This window comes from Dysgonomonas hofstadii (assembly GCF_014196915.1).
Classification (GTDB): Bacteria; Bacteroidota; Bacteroidia; order Bacteroidales; family Dysgonomonadaceae; genus Dysgonomonas; species Dysgonomonas hofstadii.
Map to the genome: position 1 here is coordinate 342,320 of NZ_JACIEP010000002.1, position 23,991 is coordinate 366,310.

22 protein-coding genes and 2 pseudogenes are annotated in these 23,991 nt (G+C 39.6%); 13 read left to right on the forward strand and 11 right to left on the reverse strand.

Annotated elements, in window-relative coordinates:
• The 3 genes from GGR21_RS03440 to GGR21_RS03450 all read right to left on the reverse strand — a co-directional run bounded on the left by GGR21_RS03440 (window position 1) and on the right by GGR21_RS03450 (window position 4,785).
• Window positions 1-2,817 carry a TonB-dependent receptor gene (locus GGR21_RS03440; RefSeq protein ID WP_183305774.1) on the reverse strand — a complete coding sequence of 939 codons (2,817 nt, stop codon included), beginning with the start codon at window positions 2,815-2,817 and terminating at the stop codon, window positions 1-3.
• 183 nt (window positions 2,818-3,000) lie between these two features.
• A complete protein-coding gene (locus GGR21_RS03445) occupies window positions 3,001-3,831 on the reverse strand; it encodes a 1-acyl-sn-glycerol-3-phosphate acyltransferase (RefSeq protein WP_183305775.1) in 831 nt (276 codons plus the stop codon).
• Between the two features lie 9 nt (window positions 3,832-3,840).
• Complete coding sequence (locus GGR21_RS03450) at window positions 3,841-4,785, reverse strand: glycosyltransferase family 4 protein (RefSeq protein WP_317169857.1); 945 nt, start codon at window positions 4,783-4,785, stop codon at window positions 3,841-3,843.
• 271 nt (window positions 4,786-5,056) lie between these two features.
• Here GGR21_RS03450 and GGR21_RS03455 point away from each other — a divergent pair, with 271 nt between their 5' ends.
• A complete protein-coding gene (locus GGR21_RS03455; RefSeq protein ID WP_183305777.1) occupies window positions 5,057-6,271 on the forward strand; it encodes a site-specific integrase in 1,215 nt (404 codons plus the stop codon).
• 55 nt (window positions 6,272-6,326) lie between these two features.
• Here the strand turns inward: GGR21_RS03455 and GGR21_RS03460 are convergent, their stop codons facing one another.
• The 3 genes from GGR21_RS03460 to GGR21_RS03470 form a co-directional block, all read right to left on the reverse strand.
• Complete coding sequence (locus GGR21_RS03460; protein WP_183305778.1) at window positions 6,327-6,596, reverse strand: Imm17 family immunity protein; 270 nt, start codon at window positions 6,594-6,596, stop codon at window positions 6,327-6,329.
• A gap of 70 nt (window positions 6,597-6,666) precedes the next feature.
• Entirely contained in the window at window positions 6,667-8,007 is a 1,341-nt protein-coding gene (locus GGR21_RS03465) for a DEAD/DEAH box helicase (RefSeq protein ID WP_183305779.1), read from the reverse strand.
• Between the two features lie 363 nt (window positions 8,008-8,370).
• Complete coding sequence (locus tag GGR21_RS03470) at window positions 8,371-9,243, reverse strand: IS982 family transposase (RefSeq protein WP_183305780.1); 873 nt, start codon at window positions 9,241-9,243, stop codon at window positions 8,371-8,373.
• 93 nt (window positions 9,244-9,336) lie between these two features.
• Here GGR21_RS03470 and GGR21_RS03475 point away from each other — a divergent pair, with 93 nt between their 5' ends.
• Window positions 9,337-9,663 (forward strand): helix-turn-helix domain-containing protein, encoded by a 327-nt coding sequence (locus tag GGR21_RS03475; RefSeq protein ID WP_183305781.1) that lies wholly within the window; start codon window positions 9,337-9,339, stop codon window positions 9,661-9,663.
• Window positions 9,664-9,782: 119 nt separating this feature from the next.
• On the opposite strand, the gene GGR21_RS03480 is transcribed toward GGR21_RS03475, so the two are convergent.
• Genes GGR21_RS03480 through GGR21_RS03490 form a run of 3 tightly spaced genes read right to left on the reverse strand, consistent with a single transcriptional unit; the run spans window position 9,783 to window position 11,384 of the window.
• Complete coding sequence (locus tag GGR21_RS03480; protein ID WP_183305961.1) at window positions 9,783-10,268, reverse strand: glutathione peroxidase; 486 nt, start codon at window positions 10,266-10,268, stop codon at window positions 9,783-9,785.
• A 55-nt stretch (window positions 10,269-10,323) separates the two neighbouring features.
• Window positions 10,324-10,686, reverse strand: a complete 363-nt coding sequence (locus GGR21_RS03485; RefSeq protein WP_183305782.1) for an MmcQ/YjbR family DNA-binding protein — start codon at window positions 10,684-10,686, stop codon at window positions 10,324-10,326.
• 47 nt (window positions 10,687-10,733) lie between these two features.
• Window positions 10,734-11,384 (reverse strand): hypothetical protein, encoded by a 651-nt coding sequence (locus tag GGR21_RS03490; RefSeq protein WP_183305783.1) that lies wholly within the window; start codon window positions 11,382-11,384, stop codon window positions 10,734-10,736.
• A gap of 399 nt (window positions 11,385-11,783) precedes the next feature.
• On the opposite strand from GGR21_RS03490, the gene GGR21_RS20875 reads away from it, so the two are divergent.
• The 9 genes and pseudogenes from GGR21_RS20875 (at window position 11,784) to GGR21_RS21110 (ending at window position 20,678) form a co-directional block, all read left to right on the forward strand.
• The gene (locus tag GGR21_RS20875) at window positions 11,784-12,836 is read left to right on the forward strand and encodes a tyrosine-type recombinase/integrase (protein ID WP_262890042.1); all 1,053 of its coding nucleotides are present in this window, start codon (window positions 11,784-11,786) and stop codon (window positions 12,834-12,836) included.
• Window positions 12,837-12,892: 56 nt separating this feature from the next.
• Window positions 12,893-13,297, forward strand: a pseudogene (locus GGR21_RS03500) (RteC domain-containing protein); the annotation flags it as partial.
• Window positions 13,298-13,726: 429 nt separating this feature from the next.
• Window positions 13,727-14,746 carry a sensor histidine kinase gene (locus GGR21_RS03505; RefSeq protein ID WP_183305785.1) on the forward strand — a complete coding sequence of 340 codons (1,020 nt, stop codon included), beginning with the start codon at window positions 13,727-13,729 and terminating at the stop codon, window positions 14,744-14,746.
• A gap of 4 nt (window positions 14,747-14,750) precedes the next feature.
• Window positions 14,751-15,506 carry a LytR/AlgR family response regulator transcription factor gene (locus GGR21_RS03510; protein ID WP_183305786.1) on the forward strand — a complete coding sequence of 252 codons (756 nt, stop codon included), beginning with the start codon at window positions 14,751-14,753 and terminating at the stop codon, window positions 15,504-15,506.
• A gap of 339 nt (window positions 15,507-15,845) precedes the next feature.
• Window positions 15,846-17,393, forward strand: coding sequence for a 4Fe-4S binding protein (locus GGR21_RS03515; protein ID WP_183305787.1), 1,548 nt, complete (start codon window positions 15,846-15,848; stop codon window positions 17,391-17,393).
• A 17-nt stretch (window positions 17,394-17,410) separates the two neighbouring features.
• Window positions 17,411-18,784 carry an aldo/keto reductase gene (locus tag GGR21_RS03520; protein ID WP_183305788.1) on the forward strand — a complete coding sequence of 458 codons (1,374 nt, stop codon included), beginning with the start codon at window positions 17,411-17,413 and terminating at the stop codon, window positions 18,782-18,784.
• Window positions 18,785-18,848: 64 nt separating this feature from the next.
• A complete protein-coding gene (locus tag GGR21_RS03525; RefSeq protein WP_183305963.1) occupies window positions 18,849-19,370 on the forward strand; it encodes an ECF transporter S component in 522 nt (173 codons plus the stop codon).
• Window positions 19,371-19,849: 479 nt separating this feature from the next.
• The gene (locus GGR21_RS03530; protein ID WP_183305789.1) at window positions 19,850-20,176 is read left to right on the forward strand and encodes an IS630 transposase-related protein; all 327 of its coding nucleotides are present in this window, start codon (window positions 19,850-19,852) and stop codon (window positions 20,174-20,176) included.
• Window positions 20,177-20,246: 70 nt separating this feature from the next.
• On the forward strand, window positions 20,247-20,678 hold the full coding sequence (locus GGR21_RS21110; protein ID WP_183305964.1) for a transposase: 432 nt from the start codon (window positions 20,247-20,249) through the stop codon (window positions 20,676-20,678).
• Between the two features lie 14 nt (window positions 20,679-20,692).
• Here GGR21_RS21110 and GGR21_RS03540 read toward each other — a convergent pair whose 3' ends face one another.
• Entirely contained in the window at window positions 20,693-21,178 is a 486-nt protein-coding gene (locus tag GGR21_RS03540; protein ID WP_183305790.1) for a hypothetical protein, read from the reverse strand.
• A 14-nt stretch (window positions 21,179-21,192) separates the two neighbouring features.
• Between GGR21_RS03540 and GGR21_RS21115 the strand changes: the two are divergent.
• Both GGR21_RS21115 and GGR21_RS03545 read left to right on the forward strand, forming a co-directional pair.
• A pseudogene (locus GGR21_RS21115) lies at window positions 21,193-21,285 on the forward strand (tyrosine recombinase); the annotation flags it as partial.
• A gap of 219 nt (window positions 21,286-21,504) precedes the next feature.
• Entirely contained in the window at window positions 21,505-22,272 is a 768-nt protein-coding gene (locus GGR21_RS03545; protein WP_183305791.1) for a LinF, read from the forward strand.
• Between the two features lie 55 nt (window positions 22,273-22,327).
• On the opposite strand, the gene GGR21_RS03550 is transcribed toward GGR21_RS03545, so the two are convergent.
• Window positions 22,328-23,758, reverse strand: a complete 1,431-nt coding sequence (locus tag GGR21_RS03550) for a glycoside hydrolase family 125 protein (protein WP_183305965.1) — start codon at window positions 23,756-23,758, stop codon at window positions 22,328-22,330.
• Window positions 23,759-23,991 lie beyond the last annotated feature (233 nt).

Below are 23,991 nucleotides of genomic sequence, written 5' to 3' on the forward strand. Positions count from 1 at the left end.
TTAAAAATCAAATTTAAGACCTATGTTATAAGTCGGTTTGTAATATTCCATTTGCGCTACACGATTCCTGATACCGCTTTGATAGTACCGGAGCGGTTGGTTAGTCAGGTTATTGGCCTCAGCAAAAATACGCATATACGGGAGAATCCGGTAAGAAGCATTGGCATCGAGAAAGAGCTGGCGATCATAGTAGAGGTCTTCAAAAGCCGAGCCACCCACTTCGTCAATGTAGCTGCCTGTATAGTTGAGCGATACACGTGCTGACAGACGGTTGTTCTCCCATGATAGCGATGCGTTGAACATGTGCGGGGCTGTTCCCGGCAGCTTGACATCGGTACGTTGTTCTCCATCTTCGTTGTAGATACCTTTCGTTTTAGAATCGGTGTAAGTATAGTTCAGATAGACACCAAAGTTTTTCAGGAATGGGGAATGGAAGAAGTCGAGTTTACGCTGGAAAGCAACCTCAAAACCAAAGATATCTACATTGTCTCCATTCATAGGCCGGAGCAATTCCCAACGTTCGCCATCGCCTATAGGATTGTTCATGCCTGGAAAGTCGCGGGCGAACTTATCTCTGGAATATTCGGCATCGGAATAAAAATAAGTAAAATCCTTCATACTTTTATAGAAACCGCCAATGGAGAATATTCCCACCGATTTGAAATAATACTCGCCCATCAGGTCGAAGTTATAAGAGTAAGTAGGTTTAAGGGATGAATTACCGGCTTCTATTTCCCTGTCTTCGCGGTTGATATTGGCAAACGGGACGAGGTCGTAATAGTTAGGACGTGCCAGCGATGTGGTAAATGCCGCACGGAAAATAAGGTTTTCACGGGCATTCCACTTGAGAGAAAGACTTGGAAGAATATCCAGGTAATTATTGTCGAACTTGTTACTGATAGCATCCTCGAATTCTTCATCTACTATAAAGTTGCCTTCGTACTCCATATAAGTGTGTTCAGCCCTTATACCAAGGATCATCACCAAATCTTCAGAGAAGTTCTGGTCCCAACGCAGATAACCGGCCAGGATACGCTCTTTGGCTTTGTAGTTTTCGGCCATATATTCATCGGGAGCATCTTCTGCCTCAAACAGGCTGGTATTCTTCAGATCGAGCTTGCCGACATATTTAGGATCGAAAAACGAACCGGGAATGTAACGTGAATCCATTTGCAGTGCTTTATCAAATGTTACTGCCTGGTCAGCCAGGCTTGGGAAATCGCCGATAGGTTCATATTTGGTAAAATTGTTATTGCGGTCCTTGTCTTTGAATCGAGACCGAAGTCCGAAACGTAACCTTCCTTTCTGGTCGTCAATTACCGAAAGCGGTACCCTTGCATCGATACGGGCTGCCAACTCATTCTCGGCTGTATGGTCATTATTTTCGGTAAGTTCATCCAGTGAGAAATCGGCGATATTCTGATCCGGCGAACTGATAAAAGGGCGCTTTTGGTTGCTTATATCCTGAACGATACTTACATCTTCCTGTGCAAAGGTAATATAGCGTTCGTTTGAAGCCTTTTCAACCCCTCTGGCATAGCTCAGATTCCAGTTGAGATCAAATGTTGTAGAGATAAGGTGTTGTCCGCTGAGCGCATAACTCTGCACGGTCTGTATTTCGAGGCGGCGTCCGGGCTTGGCACTACTGCCGATACCTGCTTTATCTTCACGGACTATTTCACCGGTGTATCCGGTCACTTTTCCATTGTCGTCATACTCCGGTTCTACTTCATAACCGAGCCGATAGCGGTTTTCCAGGTCATCCCGCCAATTATATATTGCATCGAAAGCGATTGTATTAGACGAATTGATTTTCCAATCGGTATTGAGAGCTATGCTACGCCTGATTCGCTGTACATAGTACTGTCTGATATCCATTGCTTCGAGAAAGAGACCTCCGTTATCATCTTCGGCCCATACGCTTTCTACATTGTCAGAACCATAATCCTTATTTTGGTATGAACCACTTACCACAACGCCGAGTTTGTTTTTGAAAAAACGATTGGCATATACCAATGATCCGCCCCAGGTTGCACTTTCGCGAATAGGGTTATACCCGCCCAGTATAGTTGCAGAGATTCGCTGTCCACCTGTTGCTGCACGGGTAATCAGGTTGACCGAACCGCCGATAGCATCGGCGTCCATATCAGCAGTAAGCGTTTTGCTCACCTCAATAGTTTGAACCATATCGGCAGGAATAAGGTCCATTTGTATATTCCGGTTATCGCCTTCAGCCGAAGGAATACGATTGCCGTTCAACGTTACTGAGTTAAGTTGCGGAGCCAGACCACGTATCACTATATTGCGCGCTTCTCCCTGGTCGCCCTGTGTTGCAATTCCCGGTACACGCTTGAGGGCATCGCCTATGTTGGCATCAGGGAAACGCCCGATTTGGTCTGAAGAAATTACATTGGTTATCCTGTCATTTGTCTTCTGGGTATTGAGCGCTTTTGCCTGCCCGCGTAATCCGTCCCCCATAACCACTACCTCGCCAATAGATGACATTGATTCGGCTAGAACAATATCAACAACTCTGTTTCCACCCTGTGTCACATTGGCCTGCCGGGTTTCAGTCTTGTATCCCAAATACGATACTTCTATCGAATAGTCTCCGGCAGGTACATTGAGAAATTCATAGTGTCCGTTTTGGTCAGAAATAGTGTAGCGGTTATGCTTGTCCAGTTTGAGCGTTGCTCCCGGCAAAGGCCGTTTCTCGGTTGCATCGGCCACCATTCCCGAAATTACTCCGCTAGTTTGTGCCTGTAAAACCAAACCATACAGCAATAGTATCAGTCCGCAAAATAAAATCTTTTTCATAGTGTTTTTGTTTGTTTAAAGAAATTTAGCGAAAGAAGAAAAACATAATAACAGAGCTGTTACGAAAGCATTATGAACTAAAGAATTTATTGTGCCAACATACTTTTTGAGACACCGCCTGTTTTTTACCATGGAATTGTGCAAATTTTCAGGTTAGGATAAGATAAGTTACTTCGTAACTGCTCACCCTTTTTCCGGCAGGTTAAAAACCACTTCGCGAACCCGGTCAGCCCACTCCTTATGATTTTTTACTTGTCCGAATGTTTGCCAGGGTATGGGTCTGCCTATATACAGAGTAAACGTGTTGCCTCTTTGTTTGAAAAATTCATTGGCAAACAGTAATACTTCAAAATTAACTTTCGAACGAATCCTTTTTCGGAAATTCTCGATGCAATAAAACAAATTTGAGTTTCTGGCTTCAAAGTATAAGGGTACAACATCGCGTTGATAGTTAATTGCTTCTTTGATAAAATTCTTATGCCATTCATGGTCTGTAATCTTTCCTTTCGACTTATACGCCGTCACTCCGGCAGGGAAAACGATAAGATGGTAATCTGTTTCATAGAACTCCTTAATCCGGTGAATATTATCCCTGTTCTGACGTTGGTGTTTATATATCGGCAGGAACATCTCTTTCAGAGGTTCCAAAATGGTGAGAAATTCATTTGCATAAAACTTAATATTTCCATTGTACTGATGGCCAAGTATATATGCCATACAGATAGCCTCAGCCCCACCTTGCGGATGATTGCTTACGAAAATAAATTTTCCGGCAGAAAAAGCCGGAAGATTTTCCTTTCCCACAACATTGCATGAAAAACGAAGCTGTTCCATACAGGAATCGATAAAGTCGAGGTTTTTCTTTCCCGGTGCATTAATAAACAGCGTATTGATGTCTTTTTCCCTGAGTATCTTCCGGATAAGGTTAACAACAAAGGCTGGGAACTTCTTTCCGGGAAACTGTTCGGCAAAAAACTGGGCTATATCAACTTTTGCTATATATCGGCTTTGCATAAGCGGCTTTTATTTATGACTGTCACTAAGATTCATAAAAACCATGTGATAATTACAAACCATTTTCGTCCAACTATAATTGTCTATCGTATATTGACTGAATACCGGCCTGTACTGTTGGAATGAATCGGGATTCAGGGACAACTCAATCAGCTTGTCTACCCATGCATGGGAATCTTCAGAGGGCAAAAGATACCCGTTCTTTCCATCCATAATAGCATCGGAGATACCATCAATATTTGCAGCAAAGACTAATGAGCCGTGTGCAGATGCTTCGAGACATACCAATCCGAATCCTTCCATATCTCCGTCAACCGGAATATTCGGCATCAGAAAGGCATCCGTTTTACTTAATAATATTTCGATTTCGGGATAAGGTAAGCGCCCAAGATGTTTAATATTTGTCGTATTGTTTATCACTTTTCGTAATTGTCTTTCATCCGAGAAGTATCCGGTCAAAAGCATCATTTTTTTTCTAAATCCTTTTGGCAGTGAATAAATAATTTTCTCGGATAAAGTTGCCCTTTGATGGAAAGGCCCCACAATAACCAGATAAAACTGGTCCTGTAAAAGAGGAAGTACCTGTTCGGCAAACCATGTAAAGCCCTTCCGGCGGACAGGTCTGCCCATCATTATCAACAGTTTCCGGCCTGCTAAATCTATTTGTCTGGCAGATAGCCAGTTTTGGAATGCTTCTGTTGAAATGTCATGGGAAGGGGTTATATCTACCCCGTTTGAAATCACGACTATTTTTCCCGGTTTTATGCCCAGACTAACGGCTTTTTTTGCTGTTGCGTTACTTACAGCAATCATACAGCTATAAAAGTTGAGTCGGCTGAAAATATATTTGTGATATATTTTACTCGGAAAAACAACATCGAGCCCATGCAAAGTAGCAACGCAGGATACCCTTTCCGTCAACGCCCACCGAAAGGTGGAAATGTCGAAAGACAAAGAAAGCCAACAAAAGACAAAGAGTCTGATTATCAGTAGATAGTCAGACTTTTTTTATTTCCACGATTGACAAAACAAGACAAAAATTGACATGTTGAGACAACCTATCCGTGTACAAATCGTGTACAAAACAGACCTCAAAATTCTGTACACGATTTACGGGGTAACTTAATGATTTACATTGTCTTAATATGACATCTTTTGTCCACTTTCAGAGTTCTTAATCTCTTGGTTTCGAGTAATAAATTTGTCGAATTAAAAGAGAAAAGAAATGAAAACAACTTTCCGTGTATTATTTTTAGTTAGAAAAACCAGGCTTAACAAAGACGGTTCAGCTACAGTAATGGCTCGCATTACTGTCGGTGGAGATTTTGTGGAGTTTAATTCAAAAGTTACTGTTGACCCTACCTTGTGGAATCCCATCGGGAGGGTAACAGGAAGAAGCAAGGATGCAAAAGACGCAAATGATATGCTAGACAAGATCCGTGCAAACTTAAAAATGCACTATGATAACCTATATGACCGTGACGGTTATGTAACTCCTGAAAAACTGCGGGATTCATACTTAGGTATAGAGATACAGCAATACACATTAATTATGCTGTATGATAAGAAAGTGGAACAGAAACGGAACCTTGTTGGTAAGGTTATCCGTGACACTACCTTATGTAAATATACTGCTACTAAAAAGCGAATGGAAGATTATCTGGAATATCAATACAAAAAGAAAGATATTCCTGTCCGGGATATAAACTTTCAGTTCGTACTTGATTATGAAACTTATCTTCGCTCGAAATGCGACTGCGGACATAATTCTACAGTCAAACATCTGCGATACCTGAAACAAATATTAGGCGAAGCTTTTAAGAACAGGTATATTACAACCGACCCATTTGCTGATTATCGGCTCGGTTACAAACCTGTCGATAAGGAATATTTATTGGAGTCGGAAATCAAAAAACTTATGAACCAAAAGTTTGGAGCTAAAAGACTGGAGGAAGTACGCGATGTGTTTCTGTTCCAAATATTTACCGGATTAGCCTATATAGATGCAGCTAACCTCACGGAAGACAATCTCATAGAAGATGAATTCGGACAGAAATGGATTCGCCTTTATCGTCAGAAGTCCTCTGTTCAAGCAAATATCCCATTGTTGGAAGTTCCCCAAATGATTCTTGATAAATATAAGCATCTGGAAGGGAAACTACTCCCAATCCATACCAACCAAAAGATGAATGAATATTTGAAAGAGATTGCAACCTTATGCGGCATCAACAAACGGCTAAGCACGCATATGGCACGCCATACATTCGCCTCCGTGATGCTGACCAAAGGTGTATCGATAGAAAGTGTATCTAAAATGCTCGGGCATACAAATATCACTACCACGCAAATTTACGCCCGTGTACTCAATCAGAAGATAAAGGAGGAGGTAAATAAGGTCAGCAAGGAATTTAATGATATGAAAGAATTTTATGTTCAATAATTGGATATCTAGCAGGACTGGTCGTATTTGCGGCCAGTTTTGTTATATTTATATCTCATCTCCCGAACGTGCTTAAAAAGAACCAGAGCGCTCCTGTAAGGATTACCACTACGCAAAGGATGCCGTAAACAATGCGAGCGGTCTTTACACCAAACATATTTACCCAGCCGTCTATCTTTTTGAGGCTGTATGTTACTCCGCTCACGTCTTTGAACAACCATTTCCAGTTGAAAATTGCACCCAATAAGCCAACTACACCAAATACCACGAAAACCAACCCCAATAAGCTGGGATTTTCTGTAAGCATTCCCTTTATTTTTTCCATTGTGGTTTATGTTTTTTCAAAAGTTTCCAACATAGTAATAAGACAAAAACCGTGTAGAGGCTTATGTTTATCAGTCAACCTTTTTGATAACATTCCTCGCAACCTCTATCTTATACTTCTTACCTTTCATCTTCTCGTCCCTGATATTAGCCAACAAGGTTTTTACGACAGATGAGCGGACAGCCACAAAAGATATAAAGTCCTTCACTTCGATCAGTCCTAAATCGGATTTATCCAGTTTCCCTTTTTGCAAAAAGAAACCGACAATATCGCTTTTATTCAGTTTGTTTTTCTTGCCACCACTGACATAGATAGTCTGATATTCAGGACGGTTTGGTAACGGGTTCCCTGCTTTGAGTTGTAGTATATCCAGGTTTTCAGGGATATAATCCGGTGCCTTATCTTCTTTGAACTGTATAATATAGGCTGTTCCCGAAGCGTGCATACGTGCAGTACGTCCGTTGCGGTGGATAAACTCACTCTCCTTAGCCGGAAGATGATAATGTATGACATGTTTCATTTCGGGTATATCAAGCCCTCTGGCCGCCAAATCGGTTGTAACCAGATAATTTAAGCTTCCATTCCGGAATTGTACCAATACTCTTTCCCTGTCATCCTGATCCATACCTCCGTGATAATATCCGGTCTGTATCTTTTTCTTATTCAGTAAATCGCTGATACGTTCTGTAACTTCCCTGTGATTGCAGAAAATAAGCGCAGGCTCGGAATTAAGGGAACATATAAGTTGGAACAAAGATTCAATCTTATCTTTCTCAGGGGATAACACAAGTTTGATGGAAAGTGCATCATTCTTTTCTTCCTCTATATAATCAAGAATTGCAGGCGATTCCATATTTACAAAATCAGGAATCTCCACATCGGAAGTTGCTGAAAGGAGAACTCTTTTTTCCTGGTTGGGCAGTTGACCGATAATCGTATTCATCTCTTCCTGAAAACCCAGTTGCAGCGATTTGTCAAATTCGTCCAACACCAATATTCCAATAGAACCGGTATCAAAGGATTTTCGCTCCAGATGGTCGGTCAACCGTCCCGGCGTTCCGATAAGCAGGGCCGGAGGGTTGCTTAGATTTTTTAGTTCTGTATCAATGGAGTGTCCGCCATAACATACATTTACCTTGAACTTTGTTCCCATTTTCTTCCATACCTGCTCTATCTGGAGAGCCAGTTCGCGTGAAGGTACTATGACCAGGCACTGCACGGTCTTTATATCCTCTTTCAATAATTGCAGGACAGGAAGCAAATAAGCAAGCGTCTTTCCCGAACCTGTCGGGGACAATAACAGTGTATTTTGTTTATTGGTTATTGTATTCCGGGCTGCTACCTGCATTTTATTCAGGTGGTCAATTCCCAGATTGGATAATATACTTATTGTTTGTTCATCTGTTTTCATGTGGCAAAGGTAAGATATTATATTATACGCCTTTGGCGGATTGCTGAATTTTGAGAATTACATGTCAGCTTTGACCTTCTATCTGTATTCCATTCCAACTTTTTATTTCTTGTAAACCGTATCTGAAAGACTTTTAATTGTTTTTACATGCCTTATAATCTGACTAATACAAAATAATTAAAAAATAGTTATTCCAACTTTGTAAACCGGGTTATCTAATTTACAGAACTTTGTATCAACCAATCGATTGGAATGAATCAACTTAGTAACAACCGGTATCTATGCAGTACTATAGAATCAAAGCATTGCCTGTATTTATACCCGGTTGGTAAACAAAAAGTAATAAGTATACCCGTAGTGCATTTAGGCAATACGTATTTTTAAATTGTTAATATTCCGGTTATTTAATTTATTTATCAGTTGTATAATGGTAAAAGCCATTATTTTAGATAATATTCTGTTTTTGAATCCATCAAAGGATTTAGCATAATTTCTGCGAATCATAAATTGGTCGCATAATTGTGAAAACAAGGTCTCAATCCGTTTCCTTGATTTTCTGAAAATATATGCCTGAGGTTTATAATCATGTTGATTCTTACGCATTTGGACTTCAAGCTTAATCTGATTCGATGAAAACAAATCCCTTTGATAATCAATATTTAAATACCCTTTATCTCCTAAAATAGTACAATTTTGATAGAGTGATTTTATGTTTTTAAGATAATGAATATCATGTATGGATGCCTGTGTCAAATCAAAATCCGTAAATACTCCGTCAATGGTGCATATCGCATGCAATTTGTATCCATAATAATGAATTGATTGAGAAGCACAATACCCTTTGTCTGGTGCAGTTTCGTACTCTTCTTTACATATTTGACTTCGATAACTTCGACTTAGTTTGCATATCTCCAACGGCATACTGTCCACAATATAATAATCATTTGATGAAATTCTGTTTGCCAATTTCTTGCGAATAGACTCTCTTTTAGAGAACAGCTTTCGCTTTCGCCTATTATAGACGCTACGTTCTATTTTATTAGATAAACATGACGGAAGTATTCTAAATAATTGATATTCTGAATCAATACTCATATACTCAGAGGTTAAGTCGATAGCAATCAACTCTATATCTGAGAGTTTTGGTTTACGTATTTGATTCAAAAAATTCATTTTAGGTTCTACTTGTTGCAATGTTTTCAATATTTTTCGGTAATTTCGAATGAAGTTGTTCATGTTATTTAATTGCGTGAGATACAATTAAATATAATCATTTAATTGATAATGAGCAACTTCTTTTTATTTATCCAAATGCACTACGGGTTAAGTATGTATTTAGATAATGAAGATTTTATCTGCTGGATGGAGAAGCTGTCCAAGAGATTAAATGAAATAGGCAATGACCTTAAATCGTTGGTTGCGACCAAAGATATACTGGGCGATGATGATAAAATACTGGATAACCAGGACCTGTGTTTCCTGCTTAAAGTATCTTACCGGACTCTACAACGCTACCACACAAAGAAACAATTGCCTTATTTTAAGATAAATAACAGGCCTTACTACAGGGCATCGGATATCCGGGCGTTTGTTCAAAAATATTGTGATATCCATACAATGAAACACTACGAACAGCAAAATAAGGATAAGCAGTAAGCAAAACATCAGTGTATAGCTACCCATTCCAATAACAAAATTTTTCCCTTTAGACAAACGGCCTCTCACAAATCCTTGGAGGTCTTTGACTGAAAGGGAAAAGTTTTCTTTAAATAACCTTATTTTATATCATCCAAAAGCTTTTCAATATCACCGCTAATCTTTGCGGGATTTGTTATCGGGGCATATCGGTCTGTTATATTCCCTTGTTTATCAATCAGGAATTTGGTAAAGTTCCATTTAATAGCTTCACCCAAAAATCCTTTGCTGTTGGATTTTAGATATTTGTACAGCGGGTCGGCATTGTCCCCGTTTACGTCTATTTTTCCAAAAGTTTTGAATGTTGTCTTATATTTCATTTCACAGAAATCCGCAATTTCCTCGTTTGTGCCCGGAGCCTGCGAGCCAAACTGGTTACAGGGAAAGTCCAGTATTTCGAATCCCTTGTCTTTATACCTGAGGTATAAATCCTGTAAGTCCTTGTACTGTGGGGTAAATCCGCATTTGGTAGCTGTGTTTACAATCAGTAACACTTTTCCTTTGTAAGCATCAAGTGAAACATCGTTTCCCTGAACATCTTTTACTTTAAAATCATATATGCTCATAAGCTTTTTCTTATATAACATTCTCCGACAGTTTTTGATTAAAACTTTCATCAATTTATAAATTCAAATATTCTTCCCGTTTTCGCTTTGGAAGTTTTTTAATTACTTCGTCCACCGAATGCCGGATTAGTTCTTTAATCAAATCGTCCGGTACATCACTGTCTAAAGTCACCAAATTCCATAAGGGAGTTTTAAAATCAGTCCCGGTTATGCCATTGTATCTTTCTCTTAAATCAATCGACTTTTCAGGGTTGCATTTCAGGTCTGCCTTGAATATCCCGTCTTTGGGTTCTAATGGAATATATGCAAACATTTTATCCATTACTTTAAAGACTAAAACATTATGTCCCAGAAAAGGAAGAGACTCGCCACTGCCTTTGATTGACAAACAATATTCCCGGAATTCTTCGATATTCATACTCTTTTCTTGCTGATAATATTTATAGATTAAGCATCTATGTATCCCTACTGCGTAGGTGCAGCTTCTGCTTTATAAAATTTTGTAGAATAGCCGATATGATATTTAGAACCATCGGCTTTTTCATATTCTTTTAAATAGCAAATTGTTTCATCGTCAATCCAATAAATGCCGGACATTTCACCTTTTCCCCCGTACGCGAGAAGATAAGGAACATATGTTTCTCCTTCCTCTACTTCAATATAATACCGGACTCCATCATATTCAAATGTCCCGAACCTGTATTTCTTGGATGGAGAATAGACATAACTTGACGGATTAACAAAGATTTCTTCCAAGCTGACTAAGTCGTATGCAGAAACAAAGCCATGCCCTCCCGTTATCATTACATAATTTAATTCAGGACAATATTCGTATGCTTCCTGTTCTCTAAAGAATATGGTACTATCATTTTCCAGTTTAATATACTCTCCAAATATCCCAGAATCTTTGAGCCTCTCGTTTTGCATCAGTAACTCACTGAATTTTTGTTCTGCTTCCTGCTCATAATAAACCTTATGCGGATTCCTTTTTACTTTACTGTAATCATAGACTCCTATATCAAGGGCTTTGGGACGAATTTGGAGTTGCTTTTCTTGTGCATATATTTGAGATACACTACACATAATCAGCATTAATAAAAGTATTTTCCTTTTCATGTTCTTAATAAAGATTGCTTTTTGAAAATAAAAATAAATATTATTTGTGGCAATTACGACAATTAATTTTCATTCTTTGATATTCCCAATACATTTTCCCCACTAAACTAGCCTTACCTAATAATTGTTATGTTGTTATCTTTGTTTCAATAATGAAGCAAACAGACAAATTCACAAACCCTTTAAATCAAAAAATCAAAAAGAATTATGGCAAGTTTAACCTTTTATTTGCGTTCCTCGCGTCGTGGGGAGGATTACCCGGGACGCCTGTGCCTGCGTATCATTCACCGGAGGCAGGGCAAGTCGCAGTCCACCCCCTTCCGTCTCTCGCGGGATGATTTCAACCTGCTGGAGCAGGGGGCAGATGTCCCCTCCCGCCTGGATGATGTACGGCAGTATATGCAGGATGTACGGGAAACTTTCGAACGTATCACCGGCTCTGCGGATGAACCTTTCCTGAATGCGCAGGGGCTTATCCGCCACTTCCGCTACAACAGCAATAACCTGTCGGACTATGGCCTTCGCCTGGCCGAAGAGCTGGAAGCTGCCGGCCGGGTACGCACCGCCCGCGCCTACCGCTCTGCTGTCAAACGACTGTCAGCATTCATTGGAAAGCAGGGCATCCCTTTTACAAGTATCACCTGCAGCCTCATGGAAGCTTTCGAACGTCAGCTGCGGGAAGACGGTCGGTCACCCAACACGATTTCCTTCTATATGCGCAACCTGCGTGCCATCTACCGCAAAGCCATAGAAGAAGGCTTGGTCGAAGAAGGGCGTAAAAACCCATTCAGGCATGTCTTCACCGGCGTATATAAGACGCAGAAGCGTGCCCTGGATGCTTCACAGATGCAACGCCTGCAGAACCTGGACTATAACCTGTGGCTCGAACAGGGTGTTTGCCCTGTCCAAACACGCCCCTCTGCCATGTATACCTCCTGGCGGCTGTTCACCTTCTGCTTCCATGCCCGGGGTATGAGCTTTGTAGATTTAGCTTATTTGAAAAAGGAAAATATCACAAACGGGGTTATACGCTATTACAGGAAGAAAACAGGGGGATTGATTGAGGTCAGGGTTACTTCCCTGATGCAGGATATCATAGACAGTTTTGCCAAGGAAACAGTAAATTCCCCTTATGTATTCCCCATTATCACCCGTCAGGATAAGTATACACGCCTGCAATACGAGAATGCCCTGTATCTGCAGAACCGCCGTCTGAAAAAGCTGGCAAAGGAAGCGGGAATCAATATGGCTTTGAGCACCCATGTCTCGCGCCACAGCTGGGCTTCTATCGCCAAGAGCAGGGATACGCCTTTGTGGGTTATCAGCGAAGGACTGGGGCACAGCAGCGAGAAGGTCACCTATACCGACCTCTCCCGGCTGGACAGGGCCAACGAGGAGGTATGCGCTTTGGTAAAAAGGATAGGCAGTCCGGGCACACACGCAGCCTTCTGACAGTATCAGCCTTTGTTATATCGTGTTAGTATGTACAGGGTGTATTCAGCTTTGACAGGGATGCGGAGTTCTCCAGCGGCGGTGACCGCCTGGTCACCCGGATACTGGCCTACGACATGCTCGAGACGTGGCTGCTGGAGGAGATAGACCGTGTCGATGACGATGCAGGGATAAACGGGCAAGTGAAGACGGGATTGTTCTGGACATTCTCCAAGACAGACCTGACGGAGTTATCCGGCCCCTTATTACTGGTCGGGGCCCTCAATGGAGGGAAGCTAACCCGTAAGGAATATAAAAAGCGTATAGAAAATACGTTTAATATTGAACTGGGGGATTTCTCGCGTACGCTCTACGACCTGAGAAACCGGAGTAACCCGGCTCAGTTCCTGGACAAATTAAAGAAAGCCCTGCTGGATTACTTAAATAAAGACGATGTATTTACGGATAATGATAAAAGATAAATTATAAATGAACAAAAACCTGAAGCAAAGACAAAACGAATGCATTATAAAATAAAACGGATTGTTTCCGCTGGGTGGAAACACATGAAACAGGTAATTACCATATTACTTGAATATACGACATAACTGAATCCACTCTCCATCTTTTTACGGGAAAACTGGTAATTTTCTAGAATAAAGAAGAAAAAGAGTCTGGAATTCATGCGCTATGAATATAGGACGTGGATTGCGGCTTTTCTTTATTCGGGCATACCAGTGCCTCCTGTAAAAAAAAGCAAATGTGGTCCACGCTTTTTTGATTAAAATTTTCATTCATAAATTCAATACATATTCCTCTTTAATCCTGTCTTTTTCGTGATAGTCTGATAATTATATGAACAAAGTAAAGATTGCCTAACTTTAGGAATCTATTATATTTGTATAAAAAGTATGGAAATAAAGCTATTAACAAAATATACGACAGCCAAACTACTATTGATTAGTGTCATTAGTGCTGTTTTTATTGTTTATCCCAATATCGCATGTCTGCCATGGGAGTTGGATTTTATAAAAGGTACGGAACGGATTTATCATTTAGCCTTTTTCGGTTTCCGCTATGTATTTTTCAGTGCATTAATCTTCGCATTGATAAAGGTTAATCTGGACAAATTCAGCACACAATCATTTAACAAACGCTTTTTATATACAGCGATAATCAGTGCTGTTGCCTATGGCATTCTTGTGGCGATAACCTTCACCTTTTATCCCAAAGCAAGCCATTTTGGAAGCATTCTGGTCTTTCAGTTTTTTGTGGTTTGCTTCCTAAGTACATTCGTGGGACATATTTATTTGATGTATAATGTACAAAGAAAAAAGGAACAGGAAATCGAGCGATTGAAAGTAGAGAATCTCCAGAGCCGTTACGATGCCCTGATGAATCAGATTAACCCGCATTTCTTTTTCAATTCATTAAACGGATTAACGGCTCTTATCCGGAAAAAGAATGATGAAAATACACTCACCTATGTCAATAAGATGTCGGATGTATTCCGCTATATATTACAGAGCGATAAAAAAGGATTTGTAACCCTTGAAGAAGAACTGGAGTTTGTACAGGCATTCCGCTACATGATGGAAGTACGTTTTGCAAACAAACTGCAATTCAATGTTGATGTAGACAGTAAAATGTTATGCAGTAAACTGCCTGTGCTGTCCATTCTCCCGCTTATAGAAAATGTAGTTGTTCATAATACAATTGACAGTGAGCATAAAATGGTGGTTACAATCCGCTTGAATGAACGGAAAGAGTTGGTTGTCTCCAATCCTAAATATCCGAAGTTAGCACCTGCTGAAACAAACGGGACAGGGCTTGTGAACCTGAATAACCGTTTCTCATTGCTAATGGATAAGCAAATCAGGATTGAAGACAAGGAGGATGTATTTTATGTGTATTTACCGCTAATATCATAAAACAATGAAAGTACTGATAGTAGAAGACGAAACGGCCGCTTACGAAAACCTTGTGGATATTCTGAATGAGGTAGATCCTTCCATCGAAGTTTTAGGAAATACAGAGAGTATAAAGCAAACGGTTCAGTGGTTATATACGAATCCTCTGCCTGATATTATACTGATGGATATCCATCTGTCCGATGGCTCCGCTTTTGCTATTTTTGATGTTATTGAGGTAGAAACCCCGATTATTTTCACTACTGCCTATGATGAGTATGCAATCGATGCTTTCAAAGTAAATAGCGTGGATTACCTGCTCAAACCTATTAAACCCGAAGAATTAAAGCGTGCATTGGTGAAGCTGAGCAAGTGGACGAGAAGCGACATTGTTGATTATTTGTCAAGATTGACAAACCTAACACCAACAACGAACTACAAAGACAAACTATTAGTCCCGATTAAAGATAAATTGCTTCCGGCTGACCTTAAAGAGATTTCCTGCTTTTATACAAGTGATAAAAGCACAAGGATATATATGAAAGACGGTCAATCCTACCCCTATTCAAAAACATTGGAGCAAATTATAGTTTCACTGAATCCTGCTGATTTTTACAGGGCAAACAAACAGTTTATCATATCACGTGATAGTGTAAAAAATATAACAATCTGGTTTGACAACCGCCTGCTTATTACTCTTGATATTGAAGTTCCCGAACGTGTCTATATCAGCAAAAATAAAGCTTCGGAGTTCAAAATGTGGGTTGTGAATGAAAAATAATACAGAAAGTTACCCAGACTCCTGATTAGCAAGAGATATTCATATATTTTTTTCGAAGAGCAGCTTGTTTCAGGCTGCTCTTTATATTTCTATTCTGGTCATTCGTATCCTAATTCGTTTTTATTGATAATTTTTTCGTGTTGGTCAGACAAGAATAACAACTTGTTAAAAAACACTGAATATTTGTACTTGAATTACTGAATTTCAATGAACAAATACACAAAAAACATAATCAGTGCAAAGCGTCAATCATCGGATGCAGTACCATACAAAAGGACCCTGCTGTTGATACTTTTTACTATCAGGATTCATGTGCATGAAATATAAAACACGAATATAATGCTAAAGAAAATCAGGTTAATACTTGCGGTTATTTGCTTTTTACTCATCACGTTGCTATTTCTCGATTTTACGGGAACGCTTCATCAGTGGTTCGGTTGGTTGGCTAAGATTCAGTTTCTTCCCGCATTGCTGGCTCTCAATACCGGAGTAATTATCGGGCTAATCGTGCTGACATTGTTCTTCGGGCGGATTTACTGTTCTGTAATCTGTCCGCTGGGTATTTTTCAGGACATAACATTAAGATTGTCCCGGAGATTTAATAAGAAAAAACGTTTTTCTTTTTCCCGTGCCCTGCCATGGCTTCGTTATGGTGTATTGATATTAGCCATAGCAGCTTTCGCTTTAGGCATGGGCTCATTGGTTGCGTTACTTGACCCCTATGGAGCTTACGGGCGGGTTGCCAATAATTTGTTTTCACCGGTCTATCAGGGGATAAATAATATACTTGCCTATTTTGCCGGACGGGCAGACAGTTACTCATTCTATTCGACGGATATATGGATAAAGAGTACCGCTACCTTCCTTATCGCTGTCACTACATTTGTTGTAATCGGAATACTGGCATGGCGCAATGGCCGCACTTATTGCAATACGATTTGCCCGGTAGGAACTGTCTTAGGCTTTATATCGCGCTTTTCTATATTCAGGCTGAGATTTGATGCTGAAAAATGTACCAAATGCGGGTTGTGTGAGCGGAATTGTAAAGCCTCCTGTATAGATTCAAAGAATATGTCTGTGGATAGCAGCCGTTGTATAACCTGTTTCAACTGCATTGAAAAATGCAAGGCCGGAGCAATAAAATATACTCCCTTAAAAATAAGCACAGGGAAAGAAAATAAGAACAAAGTCGAATCAATTGTTGAGAATGAAGAAACCAACAGTGTTTCAAGACAAAACTTTCTGACTATTACAGGACTGTTCCTTCTTGCTAATACAGTTAAAGCACAACAATTGCATGTAGATGGCGGATTAGCCGAAATACAGGATAAAAAAATACCTGACAGAAAAGTTCCTATCGTTCCGCCTGGTGCTGAGGGGGAAAAGAACTTTAACAGCCGTTGTACAGGCTGCCAGTTATGCGTAACGATTTGCCCTAATAACATATTGCGCCCTTCCAATAAGCTTTCGACAATGATGCAACCGGAAATGTCTTTTGAAAGGGGATATTGCCGGCCTGAATGTGTCGAATGCTCAAAAGTATGCCCAAGCAAAGCAATCAAACAAATAACGACTGCCGATAAGACTGCAATCTCAATTGGGCAGGCTGTATGGATTAAAGACAATTGCGTGGTAAATAGGGATGAAGTACCATGTACTGCCTGTGAGCGCCATTGTCCGACCAAAGCTATTACGCTTATTCCTGTTCATCCGGAAGAAGAAAATACCCCTCAACAGGGACCTCCCGGCCAACAGCCACCAGTACTGAAAACACCTGTAATCAATAAAGAATTATGCATCGGATGCGGGGCTTGTGAATACTATTGCCCGGCACGTCCGTTCAGCGCTATTTATATTGAAGGTAATGTAAGACATCATTCTGTTTAATTGTTAGAAAGTTGGTTATGAAGAAAAATAATAAAAATATAAGTCGCAGAGGTTTCTTAAAAGCAGTAGGTGCAGGTACGGTTACTACCACAGCTATAATGACAGGTTGCAAACCTGACAATAAAGTTTCCGCTACAGGCGGTACCATAGGCGAAGTACCAACAGATAAAATGACCTATCGTACCAATCCGAAAGATGGGAGCAAAGTTTCGCTTCTCGGATACGGATGCATGCGGTGGCCGTTAAGTAAAAATGCGAATGGTGAAGAAGAAGCCGATCAGGATGCTATCAACGAACTGGTAGATTATGCCATAGCGCATGGTGTTAATTATTTCGACTCATCTCCCGTGTATGTCCGCGGCTGGTCGGAAACCGCTACAGGTATTGCCTTAAGCCGCCATCCCCGCGATAAATATTTCGTTTCTACGAAAATGTCAAATTTCCGGAACCGGACATTTGAAGAAGGGGTTGCTATGTATCGAAAATCAATGAAAGATTTTCAGGTCGATTATCTGGATTACTATCTGTTGCATATGGTTGGTACGAGTATCGAAGATTTTCATGCCCGGTTTATCGACAATAAACTACTCGATTTTCTACTGAAAGAACGTGAAGCAGGACGTATCCGCAATTTGGGATGGTCATTTCACGGAACTAAAGAAGGTTTCGATTATGTACTGGCAACAGATGTTAAATGGGATTTCTGTTTAATTCAGCTCAATTATCAGGACTGGAAATATGCAACCGGCATGAATGTAAATGCCGAATATCTTTATGCCGAACTTACAAAGAAAGAGGTTCCGGTAATGATTATGGAACCTTTGTTGGGGGGACGGCTTGCGCGGGTACCTGTACAGGCTTTATCATTGATGACAGAGGTTCACCCCGAAGATAGTGCCGCGAAATGGGCATTCCGTTATGCCGGATCTCAGGAAAATGTACTAACCGTACTTAGTGGAATGGTTTATATGGAACATTTACAGGAAAATATCCGTACATACGCGCCACTAGAAACACTTAATGAGCAGGAATATAAAGTGTTGCAACAGGTAACGGATATTCTAATCAATTCGGACTATATCCAATGTACAGAATGCCAGTATTGTATGCCTTGTCCATATGGTATTGATATTCCTCAGACTTTTACCCACTATAACCGCTGTGTAAGCGCCGGAAACATTCTTAAGAGTTCCAATGATGAAGGTTATAAGAAAGCCCGCAGGGAGTTTTTGATAGGATATGACAGGCGTGTTGATAAATTACGGCAGGCTGCCCATTGCATAGAATGTAATGAATGTCTATCGAAATGTCCGCAAAGAATTAAAATTACCGAAGAATTACGGCGGGTAGATAAATATGCGGAACAACTGAAACAAAATATAGAATTTTGATGATTAGTGTAATTATCATACAATTGGAAGAACAACTTCAAACAAGAATAACTTAAAAATGAATATGGAAGCAACGACGTTAAGACTTCAAACGCTGAATTACAATACTGTAAAAATTTATTTGGTTGCAGCACTTTTTATTGCGGGTAACCTGCTGTTGCCACAGATTTGCCACTTAGTACCCAACGGAGGTAAAATCTTATTGCCTATATACTTTTTTACGCTTATCGGAGCGTATAAATATGGCTGGAAAGCCGGTTTGTTAATTGCCGTTTTCTCTCCGTTAATCAACTCTGCTTTGTTTGGCATGCCTTCTGCGGCAGTACTGCCCATTATACTTATCAAATCTGTATTGTTAGCCGGAGCAGCCGGATTCGCAGCTCATAAATTCGGAAAGATATCCATTCCGATTCTTATCGGTGTTGTATTATCTTATCAGATAGTAGGCTCTATGGCTGAATGGGCTTTGGAAGGTAGTTTCTTTAAAGGGATGCAGGACTTCAGGCTTGCAGTACCCGGTATGCTGATACAGGTCTTGGGTAGTTATGCGCTTATTAAATATCTGGTGAGTAATAATGAAAAGTAATTTTCATTGATAAATTCTGTACAGATAATTAAATCAAAAAAGAATGGGTAACGCTATAGAAACCAGCCTACACACCCGAATCATCCATCTCTGAATCAGCTATTTGCGTCGACTGCAACTCAAAATAGGTAACGGATAAGTAACGAGTCAACTTCTCTGTTTTACTCCGCTTTGAGCAGATTGATTAGCTAGAGACAAAGGTACAAAGATGTATCAAAATCCCAATGTTTTTAACCCTGCTTTTTCTAAATTCCAATGCAAGAAATGCACCCAACATTTTTATAATAATACAATGTGGTGGAATAAAATCATAGATTTGTTCTATAGGGTAATAGTCTAAGATTGTTTTCTGATTTATCTTCTATCTTTATAAGTACATATTTCCCTCGAAAAAAATATATCCAAAGAACAGAAAAAATAATAAAGAAAAACAATAGTGATATATAGTTGAATCATTATAATATGTCATATCTTTGATTATGAGTTACTCACTAGATTTCCGTCAACAGGTATTCAAGATAAAGAATCAGGAAAACCTTATATTTGAAGAAACCGGAGAAAGGTTTGGAGTACCCATTCGTACTCTATTTAGATGGCAACAGCGTATTGAGCCTAAGAGCAAACGCAACAAACCCTCAACAAAAATAAATATGGATGCATTAGCAAAAGATGTAGAAGATAATCCCGATGATTATCAATATGAACGAGCAAAGAAATTTGGTGTTGGTCAAAGTACGATATTCTATGCATTGAAACGTTTGGAAATCAGCAATAAAAAAAACGCTGTTCCATCCCAAAGCAGATAAACTATCCAGGCTTATATTTCAACTTAAGCTTTTCAAATATGAATTTATAGATAAACGACCGATTGTTTATCTGGATGAGAGTGGCTTTTGTGTAGATGCTCCCAGAGACAGAGGCTATAGCTTAAAAGGTAAAAAATGTTATGCAAGTAAAGACTGGCATGCCAAGGGTAGGATAAATGTAATCGGAGACATCAGTAGCTTCAAATTATTTAGTGTTTGTTTATTCCACTGCAATATCGATTCCGATGTGTTTTATCAATGGCTTACTTTGGAACTACTTCCAAATGTTCCCCAAAATTCAGTCATAGTACTTGATAATGCGACCTTTCACAAAAGAAGGGATGCTTTGTTGGCAGTACAAAAACATGGACATACTTTAGAGTTTCTTCCCCCTTATAGTCCAGATTTAAATCCCATAGAAAAGAAATGGGCGCAAGCCAAATCTATCAGGCGTAAGTATGGATATTCAACTCAAGAACTTTTTATTTATGCAGAATTATGACGTCTTATTATGATTTAACTATATGTTTCTTTTGCTTTTTCACATTCGGCACTGAAAGAGTTGGACGGATATACCCGTAAAATAGGCAATGTCCTATCTTCAATATCCCCTTTTATATCATTTAAACGGCGTGTAAAATTAATTCCGGCATTATCCAGGTCGTCAACTTTTCCGATAAGTGCATTGAGTTTTCTTATCAGGTCGTCAAAGAATTGTAATTTGGGCAATTCGTGTGATGTGCCTTCGAGTTTTATTTTCTCTTCTTTTACATGCTTGCAGATATCGATTAAAATACGAATTGACAAGTGCATTTTCATTAATTCAAAAATAGTAGCCAACCTGTCTTTTAATACGGCATCTTGTTCCAAAACTGTTTTGTAGGTATTTTTGGTACACCCGATAGCTAATTTGCGTAACTCATCATCCCAATTCTGAGATTGTGAAGAAAGTCCTATCGATTTCCAATAACCTAAAGTTTTTTCTATACATTCTTTTGCCACAGTAATGCTAAAACGTATTAATAGAAAGTGTATCTAAAATGCTCGGCCATACGAATACAAATACTACTCAGATTTATACACGAGTCCTTAATCAGAAGATAAAATAAGAAGTCAGTAAGGTTAGTAAAGAGTTTAACTATATGAAAGAATTTTATATGCAATGAGTAAGATCCCTAATAAGGCTGGTCACAATTCGTTACCAGTTATGAAAATATGATACAGCTTTATATTATTCATTTATGTTTTATCTTAGCAAGATCCGACAATCCCGGTTAAATTTAAGATGTTACCTTTGTATGATTCATTATTTCTAAAATCATTGTATTATGCGACAATTACAGTTAATAGAAAAAGTCAGGCAACAATCCCTGCAGAATGAAGATATTTCAGCAGTATTGATGTATGGGTCATTTACCAAAGGAGAAGGAGACCAATATTCCGACATTGAGTTTTATATATATTACAGGACAAAAGAGTGTCCGGATAAATTAGGTTTAATTTCGCAAATAGCTCCCGTGCTATTATTTTTTACTAATGAGTTCGGGACAGATGTTGCCGTTTTTGAGAATATGATCCGTGGAGAATTTCATTTTCACCCTGTATCCGACATTGAAGACATAAGGGCGTGGCCGAAAGTAATATCTTTTGAATTCAAAGATAAAATGAACTTGATGGATAAGGACGGAACGCTTTCAGCTGTCTTAGACTCAATCCCTCCCATTCGACCAGAACGCTATACGTCCGAAAACAGAGAATATCTCGCCTGTAATCTGATTAACAATCTTATTTTTGAGAATAACCTGATTCTTCGAGGAGAATATGCACATGCACATCAGTTATTTGGATTCATACAACGATATATTCTCTGGTTGATGCGGTTATACCTCAAAAAAGATAATCACTGGGAAGCCCCAACAAAAAAACTGGAGGAGGATATTCCCCATGAGTGGTATTTAAAATATGAGCAATGTATACCAACACTGGATAAAGAGTCTTTGCAAGAAAGCTTTAAGTCTGCCGTTGAGTTAACGGATTTTCTTTTCTCTGGACTCGATATTCCTGAAAATATCCACACAATCTTAAGAAGATTATAGTTAATCAACATATTCTTACTAAAGAAGAATTCAGCATCAGTTTATCCTTCCTTTTTTATTCTACGCTATTCAATAGATTCAATTTACCTTCATTAACCAGCTTCAGGATAAGTTCTCCGAAAAGGGTATTCTGCCAAGCAAACCAGGCACGGGTAAAATTCTCAGGGTCATTCTTATGAAATGACTCGTGCATAAATCCTGTGCCGGCATCAGTATCAAGCAACATCTTGATACAAGTTTTTATTTCCTCATCATCCTGGCTTGTAAAAGCTTTCATCATAATGCTCATTGGCCATACCATGTCGTATCCGATATGTGGGCCACCGATACCTTCTCCAGCACTACCCTTGAAGAAATAAGGATTATTATCACTCCACACAAATTTACGGGTATTCTGATAGATAGGGTCATTTATACTTACATCTCCTAAATAAGGCATCGCTAACAGACTGGGTACATTTGCATCGTCCATCAACAGGTGATTACCAAATCCATCTATTTCGAATGCATATATCTTCCCGAACTCCGGATGATTATATATTGCATATTTTTTTATGGCTGTTTCTATTTCCTCTGCCAAGGCTGTGCATTCATTGGCTAATGCAGATTTCTTATTTATGCTGTCCAGTATTTCAGCTGCTTTTCTCAAGGAAGATACGGCAAAGAAATTAGATGGGATAAGAAATTGAAGTGTTGTTGCATCATCCGAGGGGCGGAAACCGGAAGCTATCAATCCTACGGGTTTTACAGGCGAGCCCAGTCCGTTATTATTTAATGTATCGAGAGCTCTTTCCGTTTTACGTTGAAACTTATACGGTCCCCAATTATGTTTGCGTTGCTGCTCTTTGAAAGTTTGCAGAATAAGTTCGATAGCTTGTATCCATTCTTCATCAAATACGCTCGTATCTCCTGTTTCTTTCCAATATTGATAAGCCAGACGGATAGGATAGCACAAGGAATCTATTTCCCATTTGCGTTCATGTAATTCCGGTTTCATTGCGGTATTGTCCGACATCCATTGATGATCGGGGTCAGGGTCATAAGGATCGAGGAATGCATTTGCATAAGGATCGATAATTATACATTTAAACTGGCGGCGAATAACTCCTGCCAACATGCTTTTCAGTTCGGGATCATCATTTGCTAACTGGATGTATGGCCATACCTGCGCTCCGGAGTCGCGAAGCCACATAGCGTGAATGTCTCCTGTGTAGACAACAGTGTCGTCCTTACCATCTATTCTGCGATAGCGTACTGTTGTATCCAACGTATTGGGAAAACAGTTTTCAAACATCCAGGCAAGCTTTGGATTAGTCAAAGACCGCTTAACCCGGATAATCTCATTTTCTACAGCTTTTGAGACAAATAAACGTTTTGATTTTTCGGGACGATTGTTTTTTGTATAATCTATTTTTACCTTCGTATTATCGCACGACAAAGCAGTCCACTCCGATGCATGTGCAGTACTGTTAACCAATAGGCAAATCTACCCCCCTAAAAACAACGAGTACAAAACGGACGACATTGTAAACGGCGGAAACCTTTATTAGTAAACAGTTTACGGAAAGCGAGCGCGGACGGCGTTTTAATACGACTTGTACAAAACGATGGATTTTGCCTTGATTGTGGCTGGATTTCTGAGGGCATGAATTGACTGATAACAGCGCAGGCGGCTCTGTGATATAGCGAAGTGATAAAAGCGGCGCAAATGGCTTTAAA